Raw genomic sequence first — 24749 nt, forward strand, 5'->3', positions numbered from 1 at the left:
CGCCGTGGCCCGGGCTCGGCCAAGCCATCACGCGTCTCGCGCCAGCGTCCCGTCCGATGACCTCAGGTGATGCCGAGCATCGCAACGTCCAGCTCGGGCAGGGCGGACATCTCCGCGGCGACCTCGGCCGCGCGCTCGCGGACCGTCTCTGAAGCCATCGTCTCGGCGACGAGCTCCTGCAGCCGTTCCACCTCGCCGCCCTGAGGAACGTGGAAGGCGGAGGCTCCGGAGCCGGGCAGGGCGGTCCCCACGCCTGCCTTCACGATGGCAGAACCGTTCGCGCCCTGATCGGCGAAGAGGGGCACGATCACCTGCGGGACGCCGGCGGCGAGCGCGTCGAGAACAGTGCCCGAGCCGCCGTGGTGGAGGATCACGGCCGCGTGGGAGAGGACGTCGGCGTGGTCGGCCCACGGTTCGATCCGTACGTCGGGGGCAGCGGCGATCTGTGCGGGGTCGAGGTCGTGGCCGATGGTGAAGACGGCTCTGACCGGAAGAGCGCCGAGAACCTCGGCGACGATGTCGAACCACGGTCGCATCGGGAGCATCGTGGGCGCGACGGTGCCGAGGGTGGCATAGACGAAGCGTGGGTCGACGTCGCGTACGAGGGGCTCACCGACCCGGTAGCGCACGACAGCGGAGAACGGTGAGGGGTCGAGGCTCGCCGGGAACCTGGTCAGGACCGGCGACTCGACGATCTCGCGGTGCAGCCCTGGTCGCCAGTCGTCGAGCACCGGTGCCGCCGTGCTTTCGAAGAACGCGATCTCCGAGCAGAGACTGACGCCGAGCCGCGCCTGGGGAACGCCCGCTTCGGCGGCGGCCAGGGCAGAGGCGTACTCGGCAGGATCTCGCAGGACCAGGTCGGGCCGGAGATCATCGATCGCGGCGCGAACGGCCGGGATCATGGCCCCGGAGTTGACCCGCGCGAAGAGGTCCCGCAGCACCAGCTCCCGCGACACCTCCATCGGCGATTCCGCCACCCGTTGCCAGATCGCTGCCACCGACGCCGGGTCAGGCGCAGCCCCGGCCCGGAAGTCGAACCCGCTGGCGGCCGCAGCCAGCCCCGGCGGCCCCACCACCGTGACCTCGTGCCCGTGCTCGGCGAGGCGTTTCAACCACGGCTTCATCGGGTTGAAGTGGCCCGCGCCTGCCGTCGACACCGCCAGGACGCGCATGCTGGGCACCGTGCCGGGCACCGGCGCGGTCCGGTCGGCGTCTGTCCCCGTCATCAGATGGGTCGGCCCTCGCCGGTCTGCGCTCCCACGGGAACGCGGATGGAAGCCACGATCTCCTCGTCGGGGTCGTCCGAGTCGAGCGTCTCGTACCCGCGGACCCGGTGGATCTTCACCAGGACGTCCGTGTAGTCGTCCGTGGCGCTCGTCTGGAACTCCAGGAAGTGCTTGAAGAACGGCGGCTCGTCGAGCGAGTAGATCTCGGAGACGAACCGCTGGATCGGACCGAAGGGCGGGTTCAGGCCGGGGAAGGCGATATAGGCGCGACGCTTCGCCCACCAGCCGACACCCACGACCGCTGCCGGCTCGGCGCCGACCCGTTCCCGCTCGGCCTTGATGATCTTCTTCGCGTCCTCCTCGCTGATGAACCGCTTGTAGGCACCCGGACCGTCGCGGTAGGGGCCGTCGAACCACGCCTTGGGGTCGACGAACAGCGAGTACGCACCGAGGAACACGAGGTGGGCCAACATGATGGAGAAGGCGACGGCGACCGTGATGACGACGGCGGCGCCGACGGCGACAGCCGGCCAGGACGTACGCAGCCACTGCGCGATCCCGCTCGGCACATCACCGGCGAAGTCGAGCAGGCCAGGCACGGCCGCGCCCAGCAGGAGCGTCCCGGCGACGAGGAGTCCGACGACCGTCAGCAGCCTGTGCCACGACGGGTGGTCACGACGCATCCAGTCGCTGACGAACAGCCAGACCGCGGCAGCCACCGCGAGTGCGGGAAGCCCGAAGGCGGCCCGAAGCACCGCAGCCGGCGCCGTCCCGATCCACTCGCGCACCGACGGCAGGCCGACCAGGTAGGCGGCCACGACCCAGAGCGTCATCACCACCGGAGCCGCGGCGAGGATGGCGCCCCGGACCCACCCTCGATAGCTGATCCACGTGCTCCGGCGGCGTACGAGATCTTCGATACCGCGGGTGCGCCGATCCGGGAGCAGCACCAGCCACACGACCACTCCCCCGATCACGACCAGCGGGAGCAGGCCGAGCAGCCCGCTCCAGAACAGCAGCGGCGGCAGGTCGTGGTCGCTCATCACGCGCAGCATCTCGCCCAGGACGACGGCCGCCTGCGCGCCGGTGGCCCACCAGACCGAGTGGTTGAGCCACCTGGCAGCGTCATCATCGAGCACGTTGTCGACCCTGCGGCCGCGGAACCACCCCCACAGCATGATGGCGAGGTAGACGACGAGGGCCACGACCAACGGCCAGACCTCCCGGCCCGGCGGCTCGGAGCGTACGGAGTCCAGCACCGTCGGGATCGCCGCCGTTGCCGCGAGCGCTGCCGTGGTGAGCAGGAACGCGACGTCCCTCAACCCGCCGGCGGCCGCGTCGACGGGGTTCCACCAGCGCGTCACGCGTAGCACCCACGCGTTGAGGCAGACCCAGAACGTGCAGGTCGCGTAGAGCCACAGCATCGCCGTGGCATCGTCGCCGTCCGGCAGGACGTGATGGACGAAGAGCGTCGCCAGGACACCGGCGACCAAGGAGTCGAGCCGAAAGAGCAGCCGCCACCAGAAACGCGTACGCCCCGGGCGTCTCGGCAGCAGATGGAGCATCACCAGCGCCGTCATCGCCAGGACGGCGGCGCCACCGGGACCGACGGGAGGGCCTGACGGATACAGCGTCCACCGAGCCCAGCCACCGTGGGCGAACCACGTACCCAGCGCGACGCCGGCGCCGAAGAAGATGGCGCTGAGCATCAGCCGCCAGATGCTCGGGACGAGCTGCTGGGCGAAGAAGGACAGGGACTCGTGCGACCGGGGAAACAGCATCTCCTTGGCCGGCATGACCGTCGTCTCCGCCCGCGGGTCCGGCTCCGCCGTCTTGATCGGGTGGGTGGCGTGGGTGTACGCCCCGCCGCCACCGCTGACGATGTGCCACAGTCCTCTCCGGACGCCGGTCTGCTTGTCCTTCGGTGGTTCGTACAGCTGGAAGTTGTGCGTGTCGCCACCGACCGTGGCGATGAACCCGTGATCCGGGTCGGACACGAAGCCGTGGATGGGGTCCGCAACCTTCTCCCGCTGGCCGGGCACCGTGCACTTCCGCACCGCACCGTTGACCACCAGCGGCTTGCCGGTCATCAGGATCTTCGGCTTCCCGTCGCCGAGCGACTCCAGCCACGCCATCTGCTCGCGATCGATCGCGCCGTCGATGCCGGTGTCGAGGCACACCAGCCGCACGTGCTCGGTCTCGATGAGGAAGTACGGGGCCGGCTGCAGCGGCTTCTCCTTCGCCGGATCCCCATCGTCGGTCGGCTTCCCCCACCGCGCCGGCGCGGCGTTGCCGACCGGCTCGCTGGGTGTGCGCCACATGATGCGGCCGAAGCGGTCGCGGAACAGCTGCCACCGCCCGAACGTCCCGTCGAACGACGGCGCCAGGAGCTCGCCGGGCCAGGTCGGCCGGCCGTCCGCCGGATACAGGAACTGGTGGGCGAAGCCGTAGAGGCCGTCGTACCAGTCGTGGTTGCCCGGGATCGCGTAGACCGGGACGTTCTCGGGGAGCGCGAACTTGTCCCGCACGTCTGTGGGCGCGTTGAGGCCCAGCACCCGGTTCGAGCGGTACGGCTTGTAGAAGCCGTCCACGTAGTCGTTGACGTTGCCCGACGGGTAGATCACGTCGCTCAGCACGAGCACGAAGCCAGCCTGCTCCCGGTCCGAGCGGGCACGCGCGGCTCGCGCCAGGGCAGGCGCGACCACGTACTGCGACGGGTCCTGCTCGCCGGTGTCGCCGATGACCAGGAACCTCGAGACCTTCGTGGCGCGGATCGTCAGGTTCTCGCGCGTCGTCCAGTGCGCACGCAGGCTCTCCACGAGCCCCTGCGTACCTTTGCCCAAGATGTCGTTGACCGAGTCGATCAGGGTGCGAGCGGTGATCCAGGAGAGGCTGTTCCACTTGGTCGGGTCGTGCTGCAGATACGCCTTCGTGCGGCCCCAGTCCGTGCTCCCGGTCTCGGCGTCATCGCCCTGAGCCATGGACATCCCCTCTCCCGGACCGGAAATCGTCAGCTTGGACCCGTGCAACCGCATGCAACAGGTCTAGACAGAACCCCACGCGGCGCATCGATAGCACGTGGGACTCCCCCAGATTGGCGTATGACAACCCGTCGGCGCCGACTGATGATGAAAATGCAAGCCCACACGACATCTCGGCCTTCCTGGCCAAACGTCCGGTCGAGCGGAGACGCCGACCGAAGCTCGGTGCCACGGCAGGTCAGGTCAGGGGCATCGAGACGGAAGGAACAGAGGTCATGAAGTTGTTGATGAAGAGCTGTGCCATCGCGGCCGGGCTCGTGCTGGCCGGAGCCGGGGCCGCGAGCGCGGCAGAGGTGAACGGCAACGGCGAAGACATCCCCGCGCCGGACCGCGCCTCCTCGGAGTGCGTGTTCTCAGGTCAGGACACCGCCGACTCCATCGAGGGCAACCCGCCGGGCTTCGACGACGACGCCCTGGCCGTACGCGGCAACCAGAGCCCCGGCGGCGAGGACCGCTACAACGGGGTGCAGAGCTACGGCATCTTCGTGCGCGCCGGGCTCAAGGAGTTCGTGCCGTCGCCGGGCGACGCCTGCAGGGGCAACCACTGACGCCTCGTAGGCTCGGCCGCCCGGATCGGTCCGGCTAGCGCGGCGGCGAGTTCCGGAACTGGAACTGGACCCGTACGTCGTCGTCCAGCCGGACCAGGATGGTGGTGCCGCCGGCGCTCCAGGTGTCGGGCACGAGGAACATCCGGTCATCGCCCTGGATCAGGAGCCTCAGCCGCCAGTAGCGGAAGCGGTAGTCGTCCTCACCGGCATCGGGACGTACGACCTCCTGGACCCCGGCGGTGGCCGGGATGTGCATGCGCTCGCGGGTGTCGAGGACGACGCTGGGCAGGCTGCGCAGGTTGCGGGCCTGCTCCATCGCCAGGCCTCGGCCGGTCCACTGCGCGGTCGTGGCCGTCGCCCAGACCACGCAGGCGGCGACGCCCACCCAGAGCAGGGCGACGCGCGGCTCGAACCTGCCGCGCAGCCGGAGGGCGTACGCCACGAGCGCTGCCCCGACCCCGAGCACGACCGGCGTCACCAGCGAGTAGTAGGCCCAGCCGCCGATCACGGAGTACGCCGCCAGCAGCACCGTTCCGGCCGCCAGCAGGACCAGTCCGGTACCGAGGACGGTGCTGACCGCCCGACGGAACCAGCTCTCGGTGTCGTGCCGGCCCACCCAGCGGTGGAGTGCGACGACCGCGACGCCACCGAGCACCAGGACCAGCATCGGGGTCAGCAGCGGCTGCGGGCTGCGCATCACGTAGGCGCGGGTGCTGAGTCCGATGACGTCCACGTCGAGGCCGAAGTAGTCGTACTGGGCGCGGGCCGCGACGTACCCGAAGTAGAAGAGGACGCCGCTGATCAACGTCACCGGCGCGACGAAGCTCGTCGCCAGGCTCACCCAGCGGTCGATCCCTGCCGGCGGCGTCTCGGACATGACTCAGCCCGACTCGGTCGAGTCGGTCGAGTCCGTCGTCTCCGTCGACTCCTCCGACTCCGTCGGATCGGTCGGCTCGGTGTCGACCTCCGGCGCCTCCAGGTCCACCTCGATGTCGCCGTCCTCGACGTTCTCGAGCTCGCAGGGCTCGGCCGGGCAGGTCATCTCGCCGCCGAGCCGCAGCACGGCATCCTCGCCCTGCTGCTCGTCGGTCCAGGGCACCAGCGAACGCATCGGGATCTGGCAGCCGGTCGAGCCGCTGGTGAAGACGAACCCGTCCAGGCAGGACGCGCCGTCGCACGCCGCGGCCGTCGCCGGCTCGAAGACCTCCGGCTCGACGACGTAGTCGGTCACCCGGACCGAGATCCCCTCGGGGACCGATGGGTTGTTGCCGTCGGGCCAGAGCCAGCTGACGTCGGCGCAGACCACGCCGGGAGTGCCGTCGAGCGGGTAGGACCCGCCGCCGATCGGGAGCGTCGGCACGGACACCACCGGCTCGTCGGGATCCGTCGGATCGTCGGGATCGGGGTCTACGTTCCCTGTCGTCGTCGAGCTCGCATCGGCGACGTCCACCTCCGAACCTCCCGACTCTTCGTCGGTCGAACCGCAGGCGGCAAGGAGAAACAGTGTGCTGGCAATGCCAGCGAGGAGTGAACGACTCATCCACATGATCAACACCTCCTGGTAACAAGGAGGTACGGCCGCCGGGCACTGATACCCGCGCCCCGTGGCAGGTGACGCACATCAGGACCGTTCATCATGCGCTCAGCTCAGGTGAGCTCAGCGAGCCGCGCGAGTCCGGGCTTGGTGTGCTTCGCCAACCGTTCGCGTGCGTCGTCGAGGGCCGCGGACGCGGGATGGCCGGGCGGCACCCGGGCCGGGTTGAGTGCGACCCCGTCCGACCAGGCCTTGATGTCCGGCTCGGAGGAGAACGACATCGCGGCCTGGGTGCCGAGGACGTTCATCCGCGCCCAGCTCGCCATCGTGTCGGGGAACGGGCTCGGCGGGCAGAGCCGGTTCTTCTCTGCGTCGGAGTGGCGTGTCGCCTCCACATAGCCGGTGACCGCGGCGCCGAAGCAGGGGAAGCCGGCCCGGATCGGCTGCAGCGTGATCGCCTCGGGGCCCCACACCGGGACCAGGGGCGGGTATTTCAGGGCGTCCGCGGCGCAGTGGACCACCAGCGCGTCGGAGGCGACGGCGACGGACCCGTCGGCGAAGGTGAGGGCACCTCGGTCGACGTGCTGGATGTGGCCGCGGCGTACGACGTTCTCGAGCGTACGCAGCTTCTCGAGCTCCCACGTCGCCAGCGTCGGCGCCTTGGCCATGGTCGGCACGACCGTGCGGTCGATGCGAAGCATGATGCCGGCGTCCTCGAGCCGGAGGAACAGCTCCTCCGCCGAGGTCGACCGCTCCGCGGCCTGCATCGTGTCGGCGGCCATGCCGAGGAAGATCGCCGGGTCGGGCTGGATGACGGCCCGGTTGAGCATCCACGGGTCACGCGGCCGCACCCAGCAGATCGCGTCGGGGTCGACGCCCCGCGAGAGCAGCCAGATGCATGCGTCGGTCGCGGTCTTGCCGGAGCCGACGACGACGTACTGGCTCGGCGCCTCATCGAGCCGCGCGAGCTCGTTGACCGGCACCACCCGGGCGTCCTCGGCGACGCCGAACGGTGGCGGCTTCTCGGCGGGGATGCTGGGCGCCAGGTAGCGGGCGTCGACGACCCGGGCCCCGGGCATCTCGAACCGCTCCCCCGAGATGTGCGAGACGACGGTGTTGTCGCCGACGTACTCGCTGTTCGGGAAGAACTCGACCTGGCCGGACTCCACCATCCGGTCGAGGGCTCGGGCGTAGTAGGCGCAGATCTCCGCCTGGGTGGCCCGCTCCTGCAGCCCCTTCTCGGGCCCGCGCTGCTGCAGCTGCCCGCCACCGAGCAGCGTCGAGGCGACGCCGTAGAAGGCGGAGGCCTGGTGCAGACGTACGAACGGGTACGCCTCCAGCCAGTGCCCGCCGACGCCGTGGCGGCGGTCGACCAGGGCCACCCGCACGTCGGCATGCTCGGTCAGGGCGTCCGTGAACGCCATCCCCATGGCGCCGGCTCCCACCACCAGATAGTCGACATCGACCGTGCGGCTCATGGCTCCACCAAAGCACGGCGATCACCTCGGTGGTCAATAGGCAACCGGGGCTATGCCGCAGACGGGGTAGGTCAGGCTCCCTGGGCCGCCTCGATGGCTCGTTCGGCGAATCGTCTGATGTCGCGGTCGGTCACTGGCTCGCCGGTGATCAGCAGTCGAAAGTAGATCGGGCTGGCGGCATGTTCGAGGATGGATCGTGCATCCGCACCAGCCGGGAGCTCACCCCGACGGATGGCTCTCTCGATGATCACCGAGCTGCGATGCATCCGTTCGGCCCAGAAGCTCTGCCGAGCCTCCTGATCGACCGAGCCTTCCAGGGATGCCCGCACCATGGCCTGCATGAGTGGGGTTCGAAGCAGCTCGGCGACGTCCTTCAGCAGTGCGACGAGATCACCGAGGAGGTCACCCGTGTCGGCTCGAGGGAGATCGTGGTCGCTGAGGCTGAGGAGCAGGTCGGTCACGAGGTCACGCTTCGTCGGCCAACGTCGATAGACCGTCGTCTTGTTCACGCCGGCACGTGCGGCGACGTCAGGCAGCTGCAGGCCTTCGTATCCGACCTCGGTCAGAAGCTCTCGTGCGGCGTGATGAACGCGCGCAACCACGCTCGCGGCGCGACCCCCGGATCTTCGAGTCGGAGCGCGTTGGTGCGCGCGAGCCGGGTCCATGAGCGTTCCCTTCGTGGTGCGAGGTGCGGTTGACGTGCTGGCCTGTTGTTGTCATCTTATAGCAACTACAGTTGCGATTAGGTCGACGACCAGAACGGGGCTCGAAATGACAGCGGTCGACGTACGTGCGGTGATCGGCGGCCAGGACGTCTCACGCGCAGAGATCCTCGTGTGGGAGGCAGACCGGTTGCCGAAGGCGGCGAGCCGCATCGGGCTCGCCGTGCCGCCGGGCGGGTTGAGGGAACAGCGGCTCAGGTTTGCCGAGGCGAAGCTCGCTCTTGGGCACGACGAGATCCGACGCCGGCTCTCGCGGTCGTTGCGGGTGTCCGACCTGTCCGGTCGAGCCACGGCCCGGGCGTCGCGCGGAGGCCGCGTCACCAGCACGTGCGACCTCTACGTGACCGGAGGTGACGCGGCCGCGTTCGTCGCCTGGTTCATGTCCACGGAACGCCTCGACTACGAGCTCAGCATGCTGGCGGCCAATCCTGACCACTTCCTGATCACGACGACGCCCCGGGGACAACAGGAGGTGATCGAGACGACCGGTGGGAGTCCGCTGCCGTCGAGGTTTCTCATCGACTACCAGGACCTGACGTCGCTGCAGACCCCACTCGATCCGACCTACGGCGCAGACGCGTCAGGCGTTGCCCGGACCGAGTCCGGGCTCGCGATCGGCGGGGTGCGCCATCAGTTCCGAAACACCGACTCCGGATTCCACGCCCACCTGATCGTCGAGTTTCCCAGGCTCCTGCCGTCGCGCCTGGTCCGACAGCATCAGTGGCACCTCGCCGCCGAGTTCTCGAACTGGATCGAGTCTGCCTTCCCCGGCTCCGCGGACTCGTAGAAGATCGGTGCTCAGGCGTCCTGTACCCGGTCTCGGGCACACGCGATGAGCTCGCCGAGGTCGAGACCGTAGGTCGGCCCGGCCCCCTCCTCGTACGCCACCAACCGCCGCGCCGCGCGCTCGATCAGCCGCGAGGCGCCGACGGCGTTGCCGCGCTCGTGGTGGGTCAGGCCGACACACAGCTGGGCCAGGCCCTGCCACAACTCGCGCTCCTCCTCCGGGCACGACTTCCACCGCACCTCGAGCGCCTCGTGGGCCGCGAACGGGCGCCCCGCGTCCAGGAGCTCGCGGGCGTAGGCGAGTGTCTCCTCCGGCGGGAGCGGCTCCTCGGAGATCGGCTCGACACCGACCTCGCCGTAGGGCAGCGGGCGTCCGAGCGCGTCACGCGGGCGAGCCTGTTGCGCCCGCCCCTGCTCGTTCCGATCCCGATCGACCACCACGCCTGCCTCCTCGGCTCCCACCTTAGGACCCGTCGGCATAAACCGATTGCACGGGAGGCCGCAGCCCGTGACGCTCAGGCCCATGGAGTTCTTCTGCTACCACCGCGACCGCCCGGGATCGACGCCGCTGCGAACCCGGATGGTGGAGGAGCACTGGGCCTACATGGACACCTTCGCGGAGACGATGATCGCTCGCGGTCCGACCTTCGCGGACGACGACACCCTCACCGGCAGCGTTCACATCCTCGACCTCCCGGATGCGGCAGCCGCCCGGGCGTTCGCGTTCGAGGAGCCGGGCTACCAGGCAGGGGCGTATCGCGACGTGATGCTGCGGCGCTGGCACAACTCGCTCGGACGGACGATGTGGGACTTCGACGGCCGACCCGACGCCCACCGCTACCTCGTCCTCGGGTTCACGGAACCGACGCCGGACCGCATCGACCTGCCGCACGGGGACACGCTGGTCGCTGCCGGGCCGCTGTTGTCAGACGACGGAGCCACGATGCTCGGCGCGGCCGTACTGCTGGAGGCGGCCTCGGAGAGCGCCGCGCGGGACGTCCTCTCCCCCGACCACTACGTCGCGATCGAGGTACATCGATGGACGTTCGGCGGACGACCCGCGTAGGAAGCGTCCCGTACGCACGAAGGGCCCCGACCGCAGCAGCGGTCGGGGCCCTTCGTGGTGAATCAGGAGACGCGGACGTTCTCGGCCTGCGGGCCCTTGGGGCCCTGCGTGACGTCGAACTCGACCTTCTGGTTCTCGTCGAGCGACTTGTAGCCGTTGGACTGGATGGCGGAGAAGTGGACGAACACGTCCTCGCCGCCGCCGTCCTGCGCGATGAAGCCGAAGCCCTTGTCAGCGTTGAACCACTTGACGGTGCCCTGAGCCATGATCTTTTCCTTTGTTCGGTGCCAGGGCACTGTGCCCCGAGCCGCTGAAGACATCCATCTGTGCTGATGTCCAGCGAACCGAAAACCAGGAGTAAGAGATACAAGCCGCGACGTCTTGTGCGGCCAGGACGGCTTACAGAGCCGTCCCTTCAACATGACCCACGGTACGCCATCGAGCGCCGGTTGGTCGTTTCGCCGAGACCTTCGGCTCGGCGGGTCAGACCCGCGCCGCCTCCTCGCGCGGAGCGTCGGCGTCGAGCAGCCGGATCGCCTCGTCGAACTCGGCCTCGATGTCCGGGTTCTCCTTGTACGTGGCCAGGCTGACTGCCACGGCGACGACCGTGTTGAGCACGAAGCCCGGCACGATCTCGTACATCTGCGAGCTGAGCGCCTCGATGTTGCCCCACACGACGACGGTCACGGCACCGACGACCAGACCGGCCAGCGCGCCGGACGCGGTGAGCTTCCGCCACCACAGCGCCAGCAGGATGATCGGGCCGAAGGAGGCACCGAAGCCCGCCCAGGCGTAGGCGACCAGGTCGAGCACGGTGCCGGTCTTCGGCCAGGCCAGCACGGCCGCCACGACCGCGATCCCGAGCACGGCGAGCCGGCCGAACAGGACCAGCTGGCGGTCCGAGGCGTCGTTCTTGAAGACGGCCTTGTAGAGGTCCTCGACCAGCGCCGAGGAGGTCACCAGGAGCTGGGAGGAGATCGTGCTCATGATCGCGGCGAGCACGGCGGCGAGCATGATGCCCGCGACCAGCGGGTGGAAGAGGATCTGTCCCAGGACGATGAACACGGCCTCCGGGTCGTTGAGCTTCGCGTCGGGGTTCTGCTGGTAGTAGGCGATGCCCACGAGCGCGGTGCCGACCGCGCCGAAGAGGCTCAGCAGCATCCAGCCGATGCCGATGCGTCGCGCGGAGGCGGCCTCCCCTGCCGTACGCAGGGCCATGAACCGGACGATGATGTGCGGCTGGCCGAAGTAGCCCAGGCCCCACGCCGCCGCCGAGATGACGCCGAGGGCGGTCGCTCCTTCGAGCATGCTCAGCCGTGACGGGTCGACCGCGCGGATGCTGTCGAGGGTCTCGGCCGGCCCGCCGGTCACGAAGACGCCGACGAGGGGCACCAGGACCAGGGCGAGCAGCATGATCGCGCCCTGCACGAAGTCGGTGTAGGAGACGGCGAGGAAGCCACCGAAGAGCGTGTACGCCACGACGACCGCGGCCACCACCAGCATGCCGGTGTGGTAGTCCGTGTTGAACGAGCTCTCGAAGAAGACGCCGCCGGCGACCATGCCCGAGGAGACGTAGAAGGTGAAGAACACCAGGATGACGGCGCCGGAGGCCATCCGCAGCAGCCGCGAGCTGTCCTTGAGCCGGTTCTCCAGGAAGCTCGGCACGGTGATGGAGTCGCCCGAGACCTCGGTGTACGTCCGCAGCCGCGGCGCCACGACCTTCCAGTTGAGCCAGGCACCGACGGTCAAGCCGACGGCGATCCAGCCCTCCATCAGCCCGGTCGCGTAGATCGCGCCGGGCAGGCCCATGAGCAACCACCCGGACATGTCCGAGGCACCCGCGCTCAACGCACTCACCATCGGGCCGAGGTCACGCCCGCCCAGCATGTAGTCGTCGAGGTTCGAGGTGCGCCGGTAGGCCCAGGCGCCGATGCCGAGCATGGCGACCATGTAGGCCACCAACGCCAGCATTTGATAGGTCAGGTCTGACATCAAAACTCCATATTCGGGGGAAACGCCGCCGCAGAACCTAACCCGTAGACCGCGTTTGCCTGTGATCGGCGTCGTACGCAGGTAGCGTGACCGGCATGACCGGAACACCAGGCATCGACGTCACCGTGCGGCCGTCCGGCAACGGATGTGCGGAGTGCCTCGGCAGCGAGGCCGGGTGGTGGTTCCACCTTCGGCGGTGCGCCGAGTGCGGCCACGTGGGCTGCTGCGACAGCTCTCCGGCGCAGCACGCCAGCCAGCACTTCCGCGAGACGGGCCACCGCTACATGCAGAGCTTCGAGCCCGGTGAGTCCTGGTACTGGGACTTCGAGAACCAGCAGGCGCTCGAGGGCCCAGCGCTGGCCGAGCCGACGAGCCGGCCCGAGGCGCAGTCCCCGCCCGCGCCGCCGGATCGCGTCCCGCAGGACTGGCAGAAGCGCCTGCACTGAACTGTGCGATCACCATCCCCGCCGGCCACGTCCGGGAAGGGTCGATCACCCCGATCAACTCGGTGAGGCTTCTCCCCTGGAGTCACCGCGCGCCCGCGCCCATTCCTCGTACGGCACCGGGTCGGCGTCCTCCTCGGCCTGGCCGACGATGCTCTCGGTGAACCAGGTACGCAGCGACACCATCTCCGGCGTGGAGCGCAGGGTGAGCAGCTGGTGGGTCTCGCTGATCTCGTCGGCCAGGTTGTCCGCGGCCAGCAGCTCGGGCAGCAGGGAGGCCATCTCGCGAGGCAGGGTCATCTCGATGTCGACGTACTCGAGCCCGGCCGCGGCCGCGTCCAGAGCGATCCGACGACCCATGTGACGCGCGAAGGCCGGTCGGGTCACCAGCCGCTCGATGAGCTGGCCGAGCTCGCGCGGCGGGGTCGGGCCGTCGTCGGAGTCGATGAGCTGCAGCTCACGGACGAGGTCGTCGAGGCGCTGGTCGATCTGGAGCCCGAGCCGCACCGGGCAGGCGGGCAACCGGACGGTGACCCAGTCCGCGGGCAGGACGATCGGCTCCGGCATCGCCTGGTCGCCGTACTCCACCCTGGGAGGTCGTACGTCGTGCTCGACCCCGTCGCCCGCGAGGTCTGCCCAGATCCGCCGGCCGTCGACGCGCTCCTCGATCCCCCATGACTTCGCCAGCACCGACACGATCGCCAGCCCGCGCCCGGTGGTGCCCTGACTCTCGATCGGCGGCGGAGCAACGGCGGGGAGCGGGATCAGCGCGCCGTCGTCCTCGACGCTGAGCCGTATGCCCGGCTCGAGGTCACGCATCCGGACCTGCATGTAGGGGCTGCCGCTGTGCAGTGCGGAGTTCGCCGCCATCTCGGTGATGCACAGCGCCGCGTCGTCGACGAGATGCGGGCGGTCCCACTCCAGGAGCCCGTCGGTGACGAACCGGCGCGCACCGGGCACGCTGGCGGTCTCGGCGGCGAGGCGCACCCGCAGCTCAGGACGGCCTCTGTCGGGCACAGAGATCATGGGGCCAGTCTGCCCCGCGTCTCCCCCGGACGTCACTGAACTCGACAGGCCGATCAGTCGACGGTCAGGGAGCGTCGGGCGCGATGACGACGGACCGCGGCCCGGTTGGCGCAGCGGACCGAGCAGTAGCGCTGGCGTCCGTTGCGGGTGACGTCCACGACCACCGCGGTGCACGGGTCCCCCTCGATCTGCCCCGCGGCGCACCGGCTCAGGCGATGGATGCCCCGAGTGGTCAGGTGCAGCGCCGTGCCCACGCTGATCACCGCTCGCAGCACATCGGGAAGCGAGTCGTTGGTGTCGTCACGGAAGTGGATGTGCCACCCCTCCTGGTCGTGGTCGGTCAGTCTCGGGTACGCGGTCGCCTGCGCCATCAGCTCGTTGAGCAACCGCGCCCGTTCCGCCGGCTCCTGCGCATCGACCACACGAAGCCACTCGTCGATCACCTCCCGAGTACGCCGGTGGTCGTCCGGCGACTCACCGAAGTCCATCGTCATCCCGAACTCCCGGGTCCGGGCCTCGATCCCGGCGCGGTCCTCGGGCCAGTCGTCGGCGAGCGAGCCGGCCATCAGCACGGCGTACTCGCCGTAAGGGTTGAGATGCATAAGACCATTACAGCAAAGTGGCAGCCATGACCGACAGCGCGACCGAACAGTCCCGGGGCGTGGACGCCCTCCACGAGCACGGCTGGCTCACCGAGTCCAGCCATCAGACGTCGGAGGGTCGAGTTCTCTACGTGCGCTGCGCGCACTGCGGCGTACGTCGCGTCGATCTCCAGCCGCACCCGCTCCTGCCGCCGCAGTCATTGAGCCGCGAGCAGAGGTGATGCCATCGCTCCAGCACGAAGAGAGCACGCACCCAGCAGTCACCAGATGACGAAAGCCTCAGAACTGCAGAACGTTGCTACAATGAACTTTCAGTTCATGTAGAGCGAGGGAGTGCTGAGTATGCCGGACGCGATGAAGCCGTCGGCGGAACAATCCACCCGCACCGAGCGGCGCAAGGCTCGCACTCGTGCGAGCCTGGTTCGCGCCGGTCAGCAGCTGATCGCACAGGGGCGCACGAGCGTCGCGATCCTGGAGATCACCCAGCTCGCCGACGTCGGCATGGGCTCGTTCTACAACCACTTCGAGAGCAAGGAAGAGCTCTTCGACGCTGCCGTGGACGATGCGCTGGAGCGCCATGGCGCCCTCATGGACGAGCTGACGGCAGACCTCGACGATGCTGCCGAGGCCTTCGCGCAGAGCTTTCGCCTCACGGGGCGCCTCCATCGCGCCTACCCCGAGCTCAGCAAGGTGCTGATCTCCACGGGCGCCCGTCTGGTCACCTCGAAGCGGGGTCTGACTCCGCGAGCGCTGAGAGATATCGCCCGCGGGGTCGAGACGGGGCGGTTCACCATGGTCGACCCGGAGATCGCTCTCGTGCTGGCAGGAGGGTCCGCACTCGCACTGGGTCAGCTGCTGCACGATCACCCGGAGCGCGACGACGCGAAGGCCACCGACGAGACGACCGAAGCGCTGCTTCGTACCTTCGGACTGACCACCGAGGAGGCTGCCGAGATCTGCGCCCGACCGCTGCCTGACGTCACCGTTCCCCTGGATGGCTCGGCCGCCTGAGCCCCGAGGCTCAGGCGGCCGAGGCTCGGGGTCAGGCGGGGATCTCGTCGATGCTGACCGGCTCGTGCTCGGCCACGCCGTTGTAGTCGTGGCGGAACGTGCTCGAGTGTGGATAGGCGCTACGGCGGGACCGCATGACAGACCCGAGCGGCCGGTGCGCGGCCAGTGCGTGCCACGGGTTGAACGAGAGCAGGTCGTCGGCGTAGCGGCGCCTCGCGTCGCTGTAGGGGTCTTGGGCCGGCAGGTGCACCGTGGCCACGACCTCGTGCGGCGAGAGCTCCTCGGGCCAGAGCACCGAGGCGTCCTCGATCGGCATCCGCTCGACGTCCACGCACAGCTGGGCCCGCAGGTCGTACTCGGCGCCCTGCTCGGTGAAGAAGTCTCCGACGAGCTCGCGCAGCGCGGATTCGCCGAGCTTGGGGTCGACGGGCTGCCCGGTCAGGTTCCTGACGTTGGTCGAACGCGGCGCGACCGACAGCTTTGCCACGTGGTCGCCGTAGCGCACCGCGGCCATCGAGTGGAAGGTCTCGCCGAGGATGTGGTTGTTCTGGGCCGCGAGGGTCTCCGCGGCCGGCGGGATCGGCCGGCGCAGGCGGGTCAGGACGGCATCGGCGACCCGCGCACCCGCACCGAGGACCTTGAGCTGTTGATCGCTCTGTCGGGGCTGGCTCTCGAGGAGGTTCTGCAGCTTGGCGTACTCGCCGATCGTGCCGAACGGGAGGGTGGGGTGGTTGACCAGGAGGAAGTCCTGGGTGCTGAAGCCGTCCTCGACCGCCCGATCCCCGGACACGCCCAGGACCTTCATGGCGAACCCGCGCTGAACCGGCACCTGATCCGTACGGAGGTCGCCGGGGGCGGTCGAGAGGCGCACCACGATCGGGTACGTCGCCGGCGCCTCGAACAGGCCCTGTGCGAGGTGCTCGGGTAGACCTGCGTGGACGCGCAGCTCGCCGACAAGCACTCCGTGGCTCTTGGCATGTGCATCGCGCAGGCCGTGCCGATGCTTGGCGGCCACCTGCTTGTTGGCCTCGAGCATGGCTGCCACGACCTGTCGGGTCAGCTCCTCCTCGTCCGGGAAGGGTTGTTCGAGGTCGTCGCGGTATCGGACATAGCCGACGGGTTCGGTCATGATGATCTCCGGTTCAGGCCGTTGGTTCCTGGCTCAGCCAGGCGATGGCGGACAGGCTGGGCATGAACAGGTACTCCCCGCCCAGCAGCGTGTTGAAGCTCTGGATGCCCTGGACGCGGCGCGGAGGTGTGCCGGGCACCGTGAAGTAGGCCCCCTTGTCCTGGTGGGAGATGAGTGGGTCCTTCTCCTTGTCGAGGCCGGCGAAGTTGCCCGAGTTGACCCATTCGCTCTGCAGGAACTCGACGGTGTCGATCGCCCGCGCGCTGAGCGCGATGAAGTCCAGGCCGCGACTGCTTCCGTCGTCGCGTACCTCGCTGTCGGGGACAGCGTCGCCGTAGGACGTGCTGCGACGGATGAGCCGGCGGATCCTGAGGTCGGTGAGGATCTCGAGCTTCGAGTCGCGCGGGTTCATGCGCCGGATGTGCGATCCCAGCGGCGTACGCAGCCCGCGAGGGTCCTCGGCGTACTTGAAGTGGTTCTGCCGTCTCGGATCTTCGCCGAGCGCCGGGTCGTCGCGGTCCGGGGAGAGCGCGAGCGGGGCGCCGCTGCGCCAGCGGCCCACGAGCTTCGCCGCGAGCAGCTCCCGCTCCTCGGCGGTGTCGGCGTTGTCGTGCAGGAACCGGTTGAACGCGGCGACGTGGGAGTGGTACTTCCGGAAGACCACGTAGGTGCCGTTGCGTCCCAGGACGCTCGGGCTCGGCATCGGCAGCGGTCGGCCCGTCTCGCTGGGATAGCCGAGGACGAACTCGCCCGGCTTGATCGGCCGCCCGTCGCCCGGCATCGTCTCCGCACCGCTTCCTTCGACCGCGGGCTGCGTGAAGCCGTCGCGGTAGCCGAACACGTTGAACCCGGTGGCCCCGAAGTCCTGGTGCGACAAGAGGTCGACCCCTGCCACCTGGGCCAGCTCTCGCTGGTAGCCGTCGACGGCGTCCTGCCACGCCTCCTTGCTCTCGGCGTAGACGCTGACAGCAAGATGGGCACGGCCGGTGCCGAAGGGGAACTCCCAGTTCTGCGGAGCGTTGGGGCCGGTGTCGCGAAGCCTCTCGGCGCGGGCCGCCATGCCGGCACGGAAGTTGGCAGGGAACGAGGCCAGGCTCTCCTCGGAGACCCCCAGTGCCTCCAGCCCCGGGTAGCTGATCGCCACGACGGTCCAGGCCGGGACGGGCTCGTCCCAGCGGGCCGCGGAGGTGATCCGCGGCGCGAGTCGCCGCAGGAGCTCCCTGCCGGCCGCGGCATCGGTGATCTCCAGGATCGCGTGGGTGCCGAAGTACGGCTCGGGCCGCGCTCGCAGGACTGCCGCCTGGATGTCGTCCAGTTCGAGCGTCGGCTGTTTGGTCAGGCGGCGGAACAGGTCCATGGCCGCGCGAGATCAGTTCAGCTCGGTGAGGAAGTTCTGCACCGTGCGGTCGAGGCGCTTCAGACGGTTGGCGCCGGCGACCGTGAGGGTGGGATGGGCGACGAACCAGGCCTCCGCCGGGAGCTGGTACTGGACGATGAAGTCCTTCACATCCGGCGACTGGATCCCAGGCCAGCCCTCGACGTTGCCGAACAGGTAGTCCATGAACTCGGGGATCTTGGTCGCGAAGTCGTCGATGTAGGGATCCCACTCGCCGTCGTAGGCGGTGGCGAAGAGCAGCTTGGTGTCGTCGTCGAGGAACACGAAACGCATGTTGTGCAGCGTGCCGACCTGGCCTGCGCCCGCCAGGTTTCCCCCGACGAGGCCGAAGAACTTGCGCAGCTTCTCGGCGCCGCCCGGCTTCAGCGGCATGATCGCCGTCAGCTCTGACACCTCACCGCTCTTGGCTCCGACGCGGCCGGCTGAGGTGACGGCGTGCTCGGCCATCTCCTCCTTGTCGGCGAGCAGCTCGGCCACTCGCAGCTTCAGTGCGATCTTGGCGTCGTCGATGACGGCGTCGATCTTCTCGCGGATGGCGGTCGGCAGACCCTGGAATCGGTTCTCGAGATCGCGGTCACTCATGGTTCCCCCTTGGTCGATGGATGGCGCCCCGGAACTGGAGCGTCGCTACGACAGTACTCCAACCTGACGAATTTGTCAGTCCTGCTGGTTTCGGCAAACAGCCGTTCGCAATAGTCCCCGAAAGCACACTGACCAGCTTTCGCTCAAGAATGCCGATTTCGTCAGCGAGGTCTTGACTGAGGATATGCTCGTAAGTGACGATTGTCTCAGTTGAGATGAAGGGAGTGGATGATGGCTGGCCATCACGGCACGCACAACGACCTCCACAGCGAGCAGGGCGCCGTGCGCGGCGAGCACCCGGGCCGAGCGACCGACCCGGTGATCAAGGTGCGCGACCTCGCCTGGCTGGAGTTCCAGAAGCCCGACCTCGCGGCCTCGGAGCGGTTCGCCCACGCGTTCGGGTTCAGCACGCTGACCCGCACGGCGGACGAGCTCCTGCTCCGCGGCACCGAGGCCGGCGGGCCCTGCGTCATCGTGCGCAAGGGACCCTCCAAGTACCTGGGCGCGGCCTTCCAGGCAGCAGATGCCTCCGATGTCCTGCGGCTCGCGGGGGCAGTGGGCACGAGCGCCGCACAGCTCCCCGAGAACCTCGGGGGCCTGGGCGTCGACCTCGTCGACCCGAGTGGCGCCAGGGTGCGAGTGGTGGCCGACCTGTACGAGCATCCCGCCCTGCCTGATCAGCCGGTGCAGACACTCAACACCGGCCGGCAGACCCTGCGGGTGAACCGGACCCAGCGGCCCGCGCGCGAGCCCGCGCGGGTCGAGCGGTTGGGCCATGTCGTGCTCCAGACCACGAAGTACGTCGAGACGCTCGACTGGTACCTGGAGCACCTCGGCCTGATCGTGAGTGACTTCAAGTACTTCGAGGGCCAGCGGGAGCGCGGCCCGACGATGAGCTTCATCCGCTGCGACCGCGGTTCGGAGCCGGCCGACCACCACACGCTGGCGATGACGCTGGGGCCTCGCAACCGCTACGTGCACTCGGCCTACCAGGTCGCCGATCTGGATGCGCTCGCGGCGGGCGGAGAGCACCTGCTCGCACTGGGCTACTTCCGGTCGTGGGGAATCGGCCGTCACATCGAGGGGAGCCAGATCTTCGACTACTGGCGCGACCCCGACGGGTTTCTCGTCGAGCACTTCACCGACGGTGACCTCTTCGACAACACCCTCGAGCCCGGCTGGTCCCCGATGACCGCCTCCGGTCTGGCCCAGTGGGGCCCCTCGGCCTCTGCCGACTTCATGGGCGTCTCTCCCCGGCGCGCCGACACCTTCCGCGAGCTCGGTTCGATGATCACCGCGCTGCGCGGTGACAACGAGTTCGACCTCTCCCGCCTCCGCGGCCTCCTGAAAGTTGCCTCCTCATGACCATCTCCGTACTCCGCACCGCCGACGCCTGGTGGGTGCAGAAGACCGACGGCGCCACCCGCGTCGAGACCGACGCCCTCACCACCGCCGACCTGCTGGCCGACCGGACCGCCGTGGTGGCGGCGCTGTCGCAGCCGGCCACGACCTCGGTGGAAGACCTCGACCTGGTCTCGCCCGTGACGGTGCCGTGCCGCGTCGTGGCGCAGATGACCAACTACGCCTCCCACGTCAAGGACGCGGGCATGAACCCGGCGAGCATCCCGCTCACCTTCTTCCGCAAGACCTCTGGGTCGATCAGCGGCCCCTACGACGAGGTCGTACGGCCGCCCCACGTCCGTCTGCTCGACTACGAGGCCGAGATCGGCATCGTCATCGGGCGTTCGATGCCGGTCGGCACCACGATCACCGAGGACAACCTCGCAGACTTCGTCGCCGGACTCGTGATCACCAACGACGTCTCCGCCCGCGACGTACAGCTGCCCAAGACCCAGTTCTTCGAGGCCAAGTCCTACCCCACCTTCACCCCGACGGGCCCGGCGCTGCTGCTGCTGGAGGCCGACGACCTGAAGCGGTTCACCGATCTCCGGCTGCGGCTGTGGGTCAACGGCGAGCCACGCCAGGACATGACCGTCGCAGACATGATCTACAGCCCCCTCGAGGCCCTCCAGGCACTGTCCCTCTTCCAGCGCCTCGATCCCGGTGACCTCCTGCTCACCGGCACCCCCGTCGGCACGGCGCTCAGCGCACCCCCGAAGCCGATCGAGATCATCGGCTCCTTGTTGCCGCCGGCGACCAAGTGGCGGCTGTTCTTCCGGGCCCAGGGCAAGAACCCGAAGTATCTCGAAGAGGGTGACGTCATCGAGATCGCCATCGCGACCGACGACGGCGCTCTCGACCTGGGCCGGCAGCGCACCGAGGTGAGGCACGGATGAACAGCATGCTCTGGCCGACGTACGACGCACCCGGCGACCTGACCGCGATCGAGGCGGTCCCTCTCGCCGACCGCGGGCTGCCCGAATCCACCTACTCCCTCCTGAGCCGGGCGGCCTCTCTGTGGCCCGACCGGGTGGCGGTGTCCGTCCTTCCCGACGCCGCACGGTGGGAGCAGCCCTCCGAGCGGACCTTCCAACGGCTTCTGGCGGATGTGCATCAGGTCGCCAACCTGCTGCACCGCATCGGCGTCGACCGAGGCGATGCCGTCGCGCTGCTGTCCCCGAACTGCGACGAGCTCATCACCGCGACGCTCGCTGCGCAGCTGGCGGGCGTCGCAGCCCCGATCAACCCGGGACTCTCGCCCGACCACATCACCCAGCTCCTGAACCGGTCCGGCGCCCGGGTGCTCATCGCCGCCGGCCCCGAGCTCGACCCAGGGGTGTGGCAGACAGCCCGCGAGATCGCGTCCCGGGGTGAGCTGGACGCCCTGCTGGTGCTGCGACCCACCGCCGGAGATGGACCGGCCGAGCCGCTTCCGGCGATCGGGGACGTACGTCTGGACTACCTGTCCGTGCTCGCGCAGGAGGAACCCGACTTCGGTTTCGCAGGAGTCGAACCCACCGGCAGCGACCCGGCCGCCGTCTTCCACACCGGCGGAACCACCGGCACCCCGAAGCTGGCCGCCCACACGCACGCCAACGAGGTCTCGGACGCCTGGATGATCGCGGCCAACGGCCTGCTCGACGAGGACAGCACCGTGTTCGCCGCGCTCCCGTTGTTCCACGTCAACGCCTTGGTCGTGACCACGCTGGCCCCGCTGTTCAAGGCGCAGCGCGTCGTGTGGGCCGGACCGCAGGGCTACCGCGACGCGAATCTCTACGGGTGCTTCTGGCGGCTGGTCGAGCGTTACCGGATCGCTGCGATGAGCTCGGTGCCCACCGTCTACGCCCTCCTGGCCGGGTGCCCGGTGGACGCCGACATCACCTCCCTGCGCTTCGCGCTGGTCGGAGCCTCTCCCCTGCCGCTGGCCATACGCGAGAGCTTCGAGACGCACACGGGAGTCGCCCTGGTGGAGGGATACGGGCTCACCGAGGCCACCTGTGCCAGCGCCCGCAGCTTCCCGTACGCCCCTCGCCCGGGAGCGGTCGGGCAACGACTGCCGTACCAGCAGGTCAAGACCGTCGAGATCTCCCCGAGCGGCGAGTGGGTCGACCTGCCGCACGGCACCGTCGGCATCCTGGCGATCAAGGGACCCACGGTCTTCCCCGGCTACGTCACCGGCCGCAGCAGCGAGGGAGGCCTCCTGCTCGACGGCCTCGGCAAGCTCCGCGACGGGTGGCTGGACACCGGCGACCTGGCCTGGGTCGACGCCGAAGGCTTCGTCCACCTGGCCGGTCGCGCCAAGGACCTGATCATCCGTGGCGGGCACAACATCGACCCCGCCGTCATCGAGGACGCACTGCTGTCCCATCCTGACGTGACGGCTGCACAAGCCGTCGGCCGTCCAGATCTGCATGCCGGCGAGGTGCCCGTCGCCTTCGTCACGCTGGCACCCGGTGCCACGGCGACCCCCGCCGAGCTACGAGACTGGGCGCGCGACAACGTGGCCGAGCAGGCCGCCGCACCGAAGTCGATCACCGTTCTCGAGGCCATGCCGGTCACCGACGTGGGCAAGCCCTACAAGCCTGCGCTGCGCGCTGAGGCGACCCGCGACGCGGTCGTGGCCGCCCTCGCCGGCATCGACGGCGTCGCCGAGGTCCGCGGGCTGGTCGAGGACGGCGGCGTGGTCGCCGAGATCGAGACCACGACCGGACTCGAGGAGGCACTCGTCAAGGACGCTCTCGGGCGCTATCCGATCGCCTGGCGCCTCGCCGCGACCGTCCCCGATCCCCTCGTGCGCACCCGACCGTAGGAACCTCGATGACCATACTCTTCATCCTCACGGTCGCCCTGGCCGCTGTCTTCACAGCGCTGGGCGCGGCCAAGCTGCTTGGTCTGCCCGCGATGGCTCAGCGAGCCGCCCACGTCGGATTCAGCGTCGCCGCCTACCGCGGCATCGGCGCCCTCGAGATCGCCGGCGCGGTCGGGCTGCTCCTGGGATCGGTCTCGAGGTTCATCCCCGTCGCGGCCGCGCTCGGGCTATTCATCCTTCTCGGTGGAGCGACCTTCGTCCATCTCCGCGGCGGGGACGGGGTGAGGGAAGCAGCGCCTGCGCTGGTGCTCGGTGGCCTGGTCGTCATCGTTCTGGCACTCAGGCTGGGGAGCCTGTGATGAACTCAGCAGCTCCCTCCGAGACGTACCCGATCGTCATCGCCGGCGCCGGCCCGACGGGCGTCACCGCCGCAACACTGCTGGGGCACTACGGCATCCGATGCCTCGTGCTGGACCGCTGGGACGGGGTCTACCCCCAGCCTCGCGCTGTTCATCTGGACGACGAAATCTACCGGATCCTCGCCGAGCTCGGGCTGGCAGACGACTTCGCTGCGATCTCGCGACCTGCGCACGGTCTGCGACTCGTCGACCGGGATCTCCGGGTTCTGGCGGAGTTCGACCGGAGAGGCGAGCAAGGACGCCACGGGCACCCGCGCGCGAACATGTTCGACCAGCCGGCCCTCGAACACCTCTTGCGCACGAACCTGAAGGACCAGCCGAGCATCACCGTACGTGGCAACGTCGAGGTGACCGATGTGACCCAGGACGGTCACGGCCGTGTCCGCGTCGACTTCACCGACCGGATCACCGGTGCCCACGAATCGGTCCTGGCGACGTACGTCCTGGGCTGTGACGGTGCGAACAGCGTCGTGCGGTCCGCCATCGGAGCCCGGATGGAGGACCTGCACTTCGAGCAGCGCTGGCTCGTCGTGGACGTCGCGACCTCGGCCGACCTCGACCAGTGGGAGGGCGTGCACCAGGTCTGCGACGCCACCCGTGCCGCGACGTACATGCGCATCGGCGAGACCCGGTACCGGTGGGAGTTCCAGCTGCTGCCGGGAGAGACCGCCGACGACTTCGCCTCGCTCCAGGCGCTGCTCCCGATGATCCAGCCCTGGGTCAGGGGCACCGCCATCTCCTATCTCGAGCTCGTTCGAGTCGCGGAGTACACCTTCCGCGCCCAGGTCGCCGACCGGTGGCGCGATGGCAACGTGTTCGTGTTGGGGGACGCCGCACACCTGACCCCGCCCTTCATCGGCCAGGGCATGGGCGCGGGCCTCCGAGACGCGATGAACCTGACCTGGAAGATCGCCGGTGTGCTGGCCGGAGACCTCCCCGAGAGCGTGCTGGAGACGTACGAGGCCGAGCGCAAACCGCATGCTCAGGCGCTGATCCGCCTCGCCAAGCTCATGGGCGTCCTGATGACGCAGGGCGGCCGCGCGGGCGACACCGCTCGCCGGGTCCTCGCCCCGCGCCTGCGCTACATCCCCGGCATGCGGGCCAGGATCCTGGACAGCGAGACCCCCGCACTGGCGCGCACCGCACTCGTCAGGAGGTCGCGGCTCCGCCGCTCACCGGCGGGGCATCTGGCACCGAACGCCGTCATCTCCGACAGCCGTCGGTTCGACCAGACCGTCGGGCACCGGTTCGCTGTCGTCTCCGCACAGCCCCTCACCGCCTCCCAACGCTCGCTCCTGACCAGCCGGGGCGCGGTCTCGGTCGAAGCACCCGCCGGCTCCCCACTCCACGCGTGGCTGATCAAGAACCACGTGGCCGCGGCGCTGGTGCGGCCGGATCGAACGGTCATGCTCGCCAGCCGCGACGCGGCCGCCGTCTGCGCCGCGACTCCGACCTTCCGGCCCGAGCGGGAGCGGTCGTAGGGCAGCAGCGGCCGACGCGCGTCACCGGCTCCGCGGGCCGCGCATGCGCGGGCATCA

At 69.3% G+C, this 24749-nt stretch carries 25 protein-coding genes and 1 pseudogene; 11 read left to right on the forward strand and 15 right to left on the reverse strand.

Annotated features, from left to right (window positions below):
- Positions 1-62: 62 nt before the first annotated feature.
- Together HD557_RS15705 and HD557_RS15710 are read right to left on the reverse strand one after the other, a co-directional pair.
- The gene (locus tag HD557_RS15705) at positions 63-1226 is read right to left on the reverse strand and encodes a glycosyltransferase (RefSeq protein WP_196874571.1); all 1164 of its coding nucleotides are present in this window, start codon (positions 1224-1226) and stop codon (positions 63-65) included.
- Positions 1226-4207, reverse strand: a complete 2982-nt coding sequence (locus HD557_RS15710) for a metallophosphoesterase (RefSeq protein ID WP_196874572.1) — start codon at positions 4205-4207, stop codon at positions 1226-1228. Before HD557_RS15710 ends, HD557_RS15705 begins: the two co-directional genes overlap by 1 nt.
- 275 nt (positions 4208-4482) lie before the next feature.
- On the opposite strand from HD557_RS15710, the gene HD557_RS15715 reads away from it, so the two are divergent.
- Positions 4483-4815 (forward strand): hypothetical protein, encoded by a 333-nt coding sequence (locus HD557_RS15715; protein WP_196874573.1) that lies wholly within the window; start codon positions 4483-4485, stop codon positions 4813-4815.
- Between the two features lie 34 nt (positions 4816-4849).
- Here the strand turns inward: HD557_RS15715 and HD557_RS15720 are convergent, their stop codons facing one another.
- The 5 genes and pseudogenes from HD557_RS15720 to HD557_RS29180 form a co-directional block, all read right to left on the reverse strand.
- Positions 4850-5692: a hypothetical protein gene (locus tag HD557_RS15720; RefSeq protein WP_196874574.1), complete on the reverse strand. Its 843-nt coding sequence runs from the start codon at positions 5690-5692 to the stop codon at positions 4850-4852.
- Between the two features lie 3 nt (positions 5693-5695).
- Positions 5696-6265: a hypothetical protein gene (locus HD557_RS15725; RefSeq protein WP_196874575.1), complete on the reverse strand. Its 570-nt coding sequence runs from the start codon at positions 6263-6265 to the stop codon at positions 5696-5698.
- 197 nt (positions 6266-6462) lie between these two features.
- Positions 6463-7827: an NAD(P)-binding protein gene (locus tag HD557_RS15730; protein WP_196874576.1), complete on the reverse strand. Its 1365-nt coding sequence runs from the start codon at positions 7825-7827 to the stop codon at positions 6463-6465.
- Positions 7828-7898: 71 nt separating this feature from the next.
- Positions 7899-8288, reverse strand: coding sequence for a TetR-like C-terminal domain-containing protein (locus HD557_RS28280; RefSeq protein ID WP_307785634.1), 390 nt, complete (start codon positions 8286-8288; stop codon positions 7899-7901).
- Between the two features lie 6 nt (positions 8289-8294).
- Positions 8295-8492 (reverse strand): annotated as a pseudogene (locus tag HD557_RS29180) (helix-turn-helix domain-containing protein); the annotation flags it as partial.
- Positions 8493-8598: 106 nt separating this feature from the next.
- Between HD557_RS29180 and HD557_RS15740 the strand changes: the two are divergent.
- A complete protein-coding gene (locus HD557_RS15740; protein ID WP_196874578.1) occupies positions 8599-9336 on the forward strand; it encodes a hypothetical protein in 738 nt (245 codons plus the stop codon).
- Between the two features lie 11 nt (positions 9337-9347).
- Here HD557_RS15740 and HD557_RS15745 read toward each other — a convergent pair whose 3' ends face one another.
- On the reverse strand, positions 9348-9776 hold the full coding sequence (locus HD557_RS15745) for a DUF309 domain-containing protein (protein ID WP_307785635.1): 429 nt from the start codon (positions 9774-9776) through the stop codon (positions 9348-9350).
- 67 nt (positions 9777-9843) lie between these two features.
- On the opposite strand from HD557_RS15745, the gene HD557_RS15750 reads away from it, so the two are divergent.
- Positions 9844-10401, forward strand: a complete 558-nt coding sequence (locus tag HD557_RS15750; protein ID WP_307785636.1) for a YciI family protein — start codon at positions 9844-9846, stop codon at positions 10399-10401.
- A gap of 62 nt (positions 10402-10463) precedes the next feature.
- Here the strand turns inward: HD557_RS15750 and HD557_RS15755 are convergent, their stop codons facing one another.
- Together HD557_RS15755 and putP are read right to left on the reverse strand one after the other, a co-directional pair.
- Positions 10464-10667, reverse strand: coding sequence for a cold-shock protein (locus tag HD557_RS15755; protein ID WP_008361680.1), 204 nt, complete (start codon positions 10665-10667; stop codon positions 10464-10466).
- 217 nt (positions 10668-10884) lie between these two features.
- Positions 10885-12393, reverse strand: coding sequence for a sodium/proline symporter PutP (gene putP, locus HD557_RS15760; protein ID WP_196874580.1), 1509 nt, complete (start codon positions 12391-12393; stop codon positions 10885-10887).
- Between the two features lie 95 nt (positions 12394-12488).
- Between putP and HD557_RS15765 the strand changes: the two genes are divergently transcribed.
- Positions 12489-12839, forward strand: coding sequence for a UBP-type zinc finger domain-containing protein (locus HD557_RS15765; RefSeq protein WP_040756277.1), 351 nt, complete (start codon positions 12489-12491; stop codon positions 12837-12839).
- 54 nt (positions 12840-12893) lie between these two features.
- Here HD557_RS15765 and HD557_RS15770 read toward each other — a convergent pair whose 3' ends face one another.
- Both HD557_RS15770 and HD557_RS15775 read right to left on the reverse strand, forming a co-directional pair.
- Positions 12894-13862, reverse strand: coding sequence for an ATP-binding protein (locus HD557_RS15770; protein ID WP_196874581.1), 969 nt, complete (start codon positions 13860-13862; stop codon positions 12894-12896).
- A gap of 53 nt (positions 13863-13915) precedes the next feature.
- Entirely contained in the window at positions 13916-14464 is a 549-nt protein-coding gene (locus HD557_RS15775; RefSeq protein ID WP_196874582.1) for a CGNR zinc finger domain-containing protein, read from the reverse strand.
- A 26-nt stretch (positions 14465-14490) separates the two neighbouring features.
- On the opposite strand from HD557_RS15775, the gene HD557_RS15780 reads away from it, so the two are divergent.
- Positions 14491-14685, forward strand: coding sequence for a hypothetical protein (locus HD557_RS15780; protein WP_050800949.1), 195 nt, complete (start codon positions 14491-14493; stop codon positions 14683-14685).
- Positions 14686-14806: 121 nt separating this feature from the next.
- Positions 14807-15475 (forward strand): TetR/AcrR family transcriptional regulator, encoded by a 669-nt coding sequence (locus HD557_RS15785; RefSeq protein ID WP_196874584.1) that lies wholly within the window; start codon positions 14807-14809, stop codon positions 15473-15475.
- A gap of 31 nt (positions 15476-15506) precedes the next feature.
- On the opposite strand, the gene HD557_RS15790 is transcribed toward HD557_RS15785, so the two are convergent.
- Genes HD557_RS15790 through HD557_RS15800 form a run of 3 tightly spaced genes read right to left on the reverse strand, consistent with a single transcriptional unit; the run spans position 15507 to position 18582 of the window.
- Positions 15507-16604 (reverse strand): catalase family protein, encoded by a 1098-nt coding sequence (locus HD557_RS15790; RefSeq protein WP_196874585.1) that lies wholly within the window; start codon positions 16602-16604, stop codon positions 15507-15509.
- A 13-nt stretch (positions 16605-16617) separates the two neighbouring features.
- Entirely contained in the window at positions 16618-17961 is a 1344-nt protein-coding gene (locus HD557_RS15795; protein WP_196874586.1) for a Dyp-type peroxidase, read from the reverse strand.
- Between the two features lie 12 nt (positions 17962-17973).
- Positions 17974-18582 (reverse strand): hypothetical protein, encoded by a 609-nt coding sequence (locus HD557_RS15800; protein WP_008361693.1) that lies wholly within the window; start codon positions 18580-18582, stop codon positions 17974-17976.
- Positions 18583-18813: 231 nt separating this feature from the next.
- On the opposite strand from HD557_RS15800, the gene HD557_RS15805 reads away from it, so the two are divergent.
- Genes HD557_RS15805 through mhpA form a run of 5 tightly spaced genes read left to right on the forward strand, consistent with a single transcriptional unit; the run spans position 18814 to position 24692 of the window.
- Positions 18814-19947, forward strand: a complete 1134-nt coding sequence (locus HD557_RS15805) for a VOC family protein (RefSeq protein WP_196874587.1) — start codon at positions 18814-18816, stop codon at positions 19945-19947.
- Positions 19944-20879: a fumarylacetoacetate hydrolase family protein gene (locus HD557_RS15810; protein WP_196874588.1), complete on the forward strand. Its 936-nt coding sequence runs from the start codon at positions 19944-19946 to the stop codon at positions 20877-20879. Before HD557_RS15805 ends, HD557_RS15810 begins: the two co-directional genes overlap by 4 nt.
- Positions 20876-22792, forward strand: coding sequence for an acyl-CoA synthetase (locus tag HD557_RS15815; RefSeq protein ID WP_231380316.1), 1917 nt, complete (start codon positions 20876-20878; stop codon positions 22790-22792). Before HD557_RS15810 ends, HD557_RS15815 begins: the two co-directional genes overlap by 4 nt.
- Before the next feature lie 8 nt (positions 22793-22800).
- A complete protein-coding gene (locus HD557_RS15820; RefSeq protein WP_196874589.1) occupies positions 22801-23151 on the forward strand; it encodes a DoxX family protein in 351 nt (116 codons plus the stop codon).
- Positions 23151-24692, forward strand: a complete 1542-nt coding sequence (gene mhpA, locus HD557_RS15825; RefSeq protein WP_196874590.1) for a bifunctional 3-(3-hydroxy-phenyl)propionate/3-hydroxycinnamic acid hydroxylase MhpA — start codon at positions 23151-23153, stop codon at positions 24690-24692. The genes HD557_RS15820 and mhpA overlap by 1 nt, the downstream gene beginning before the upstream one ends.
- The last annotated feature ends 57 nt before the right edge of the window (positions 24693-24749 follow it).

Origin of the sequence: Nocardioides luteus (assembly GCF_015752315.1) — a bacterium.
GTDB lineage: Bacteria > Actinomycetota > Actinomycetes > Propionibacteriales > Nocardioidaceae > Nocardioides.

Bases quoted from the DNA above. Each gene is read 5' to 3' on its own strand.
- HD557_RS15705 (WP_196874571.1), bottom strand. From the start codon at position 1,226: ATGACGGGGACAGACGCCGACCGGACCGCGCCGGTGCCCGGCACGGTG.
- HD557_RS15710 (WP_196874572.1), bottom strand. From the start codon at position 4,207: ATGGCTCAGGGCGATGACGCCGAGACCGGGAGCACGGACTGGGGCCGC.
- HD557_RS15715 (WP_196874573.1), top strand. From the start codon at position 4,483: ATGAAGTTGTTGATGAAGAGCTGTGCCATCGCGGCCGGGCTCGTGCTG.
- HD557_RS15720 (WP_196874574.1), bottom strand. From the start codon at position 5,692: ATGTCCGAGACGCCGCCGGCAGGGATCGACCGCTGGGTGAGCCTGGCG.
- HD557_RS15730 (WP_196874576.1), bottom strand. From the start codon at position 7,827: ATGAGCCGCACGGTCGATGTCGACTATCTGGTGGTGGGAGCCGGCGCC.
- HD557_RS15740 (WP_196874578.1), top strand. From the start codon at position 8,599: ATGACAGCGGTCGACGTACGTGCGGTGATCGGCGGCCAGGACGTCTCA.
- HD557_RS15755 (WP_008361680.1), bottom strand. From the start codon at position 10,667: ATGGCTCAGGGCACCGTCAAGTGGTTCAACGCTGACAAGGGCTTCGGC.
- putP (WP_196874580.1), bottom strand. From the start codon at position 12,393: ATGTCAGACCTGACCTATCAAATGCTGGCGTTGGTGGCCTACATGGTC.
- HD557_RS15765 (WP_040756277.1), top strand. From the start codon at position 12,489: ATGACCGGAACACCAGGCATCGACGTCACCGTGCGGCCGTCCGGCAAC.
- HD557_RS15770 (WP_196874581.1), bottom strand. From the start codon at position 13,862: ATGATCTCTGTGCCCGACAGAGGCCGTCCTGAGCTGCGGGTGCGCCTC.
- HD557_RS15775 (WP_196874582.1), bottom strand. From the start codon at position 14,464: ATGCATCTCAACCCTTACGGCGAGTACGCCGTGCTGATGGCCGGCTCG.
- HD557_RS15780 (WP_050800949.1), top strand. From the start codon at position 14,491: ATGACCGACAGCGCGACCGAACAGTCCCGGGGCGTGGACGCCCTCCAC.
- HD557_RS15785 (WP_196874584.1), top strand. From the start codon at position 14,807: ATGCCGGACGCGATGAAGCCGTCGGCGGAACAATCCACCCGCACCGAG.
- HD557_RS15790 (WP_196874585.1), bottom strand. From the start codon at position 16,604: ATGACCGAACCCGTCGGCTATGTCCGATACCGCGACGACCTCGAACAA.
- HD557_RS15795 (WP_196874586.1), bottom strand. From the start codon at position 17,961: ATGGACCTGTTCCGCCGCCTGACCAAACAGCCGACGCTCGAACTGGAC.
- HD557_RS15800 (WP_008361693.1), bottom strand. From the start codon at position 18,582: ATGAGTGACCGCGATCTCGAGAACCGATTCCAGGGTCTGCCGACCGCC.
- HD557_RS15805 (WP_196874587.1), top strand. From the start codon at position 18,814: ATGGCTGGCCATCACGGCACGCACAACGACCTCCACAGCGAGCAGGGC.
- HD557_RS15810 (WP_196874588.1), top strand. From the start codon at position 19,944: ATGACCATCTCCGTACTCCGCACCGCCGACGCCTGGTGGGTGCAGAAG.
- HD557_RS15815 (WP_231380316.1), top strand. From the start codon at position 20,876: ATGAACAGCATGCTCTGGCCGACGTACGACGCACCCGGCGACCTGACC.
- HD557_RS15820 (WP_196874589.1), top strand. From the start codon at position 22,801: ATGACCATACTCTTCATCCTCACGGTCGCCCTGGCCGCTGTCTTCACA.
- mhpA (WP_196874590.1), top strand. From the start codon at position 23,151: ATGAACTCAGCAGCTCCCTCCGAGACGTACCCGATCGTCATCGCCGGC.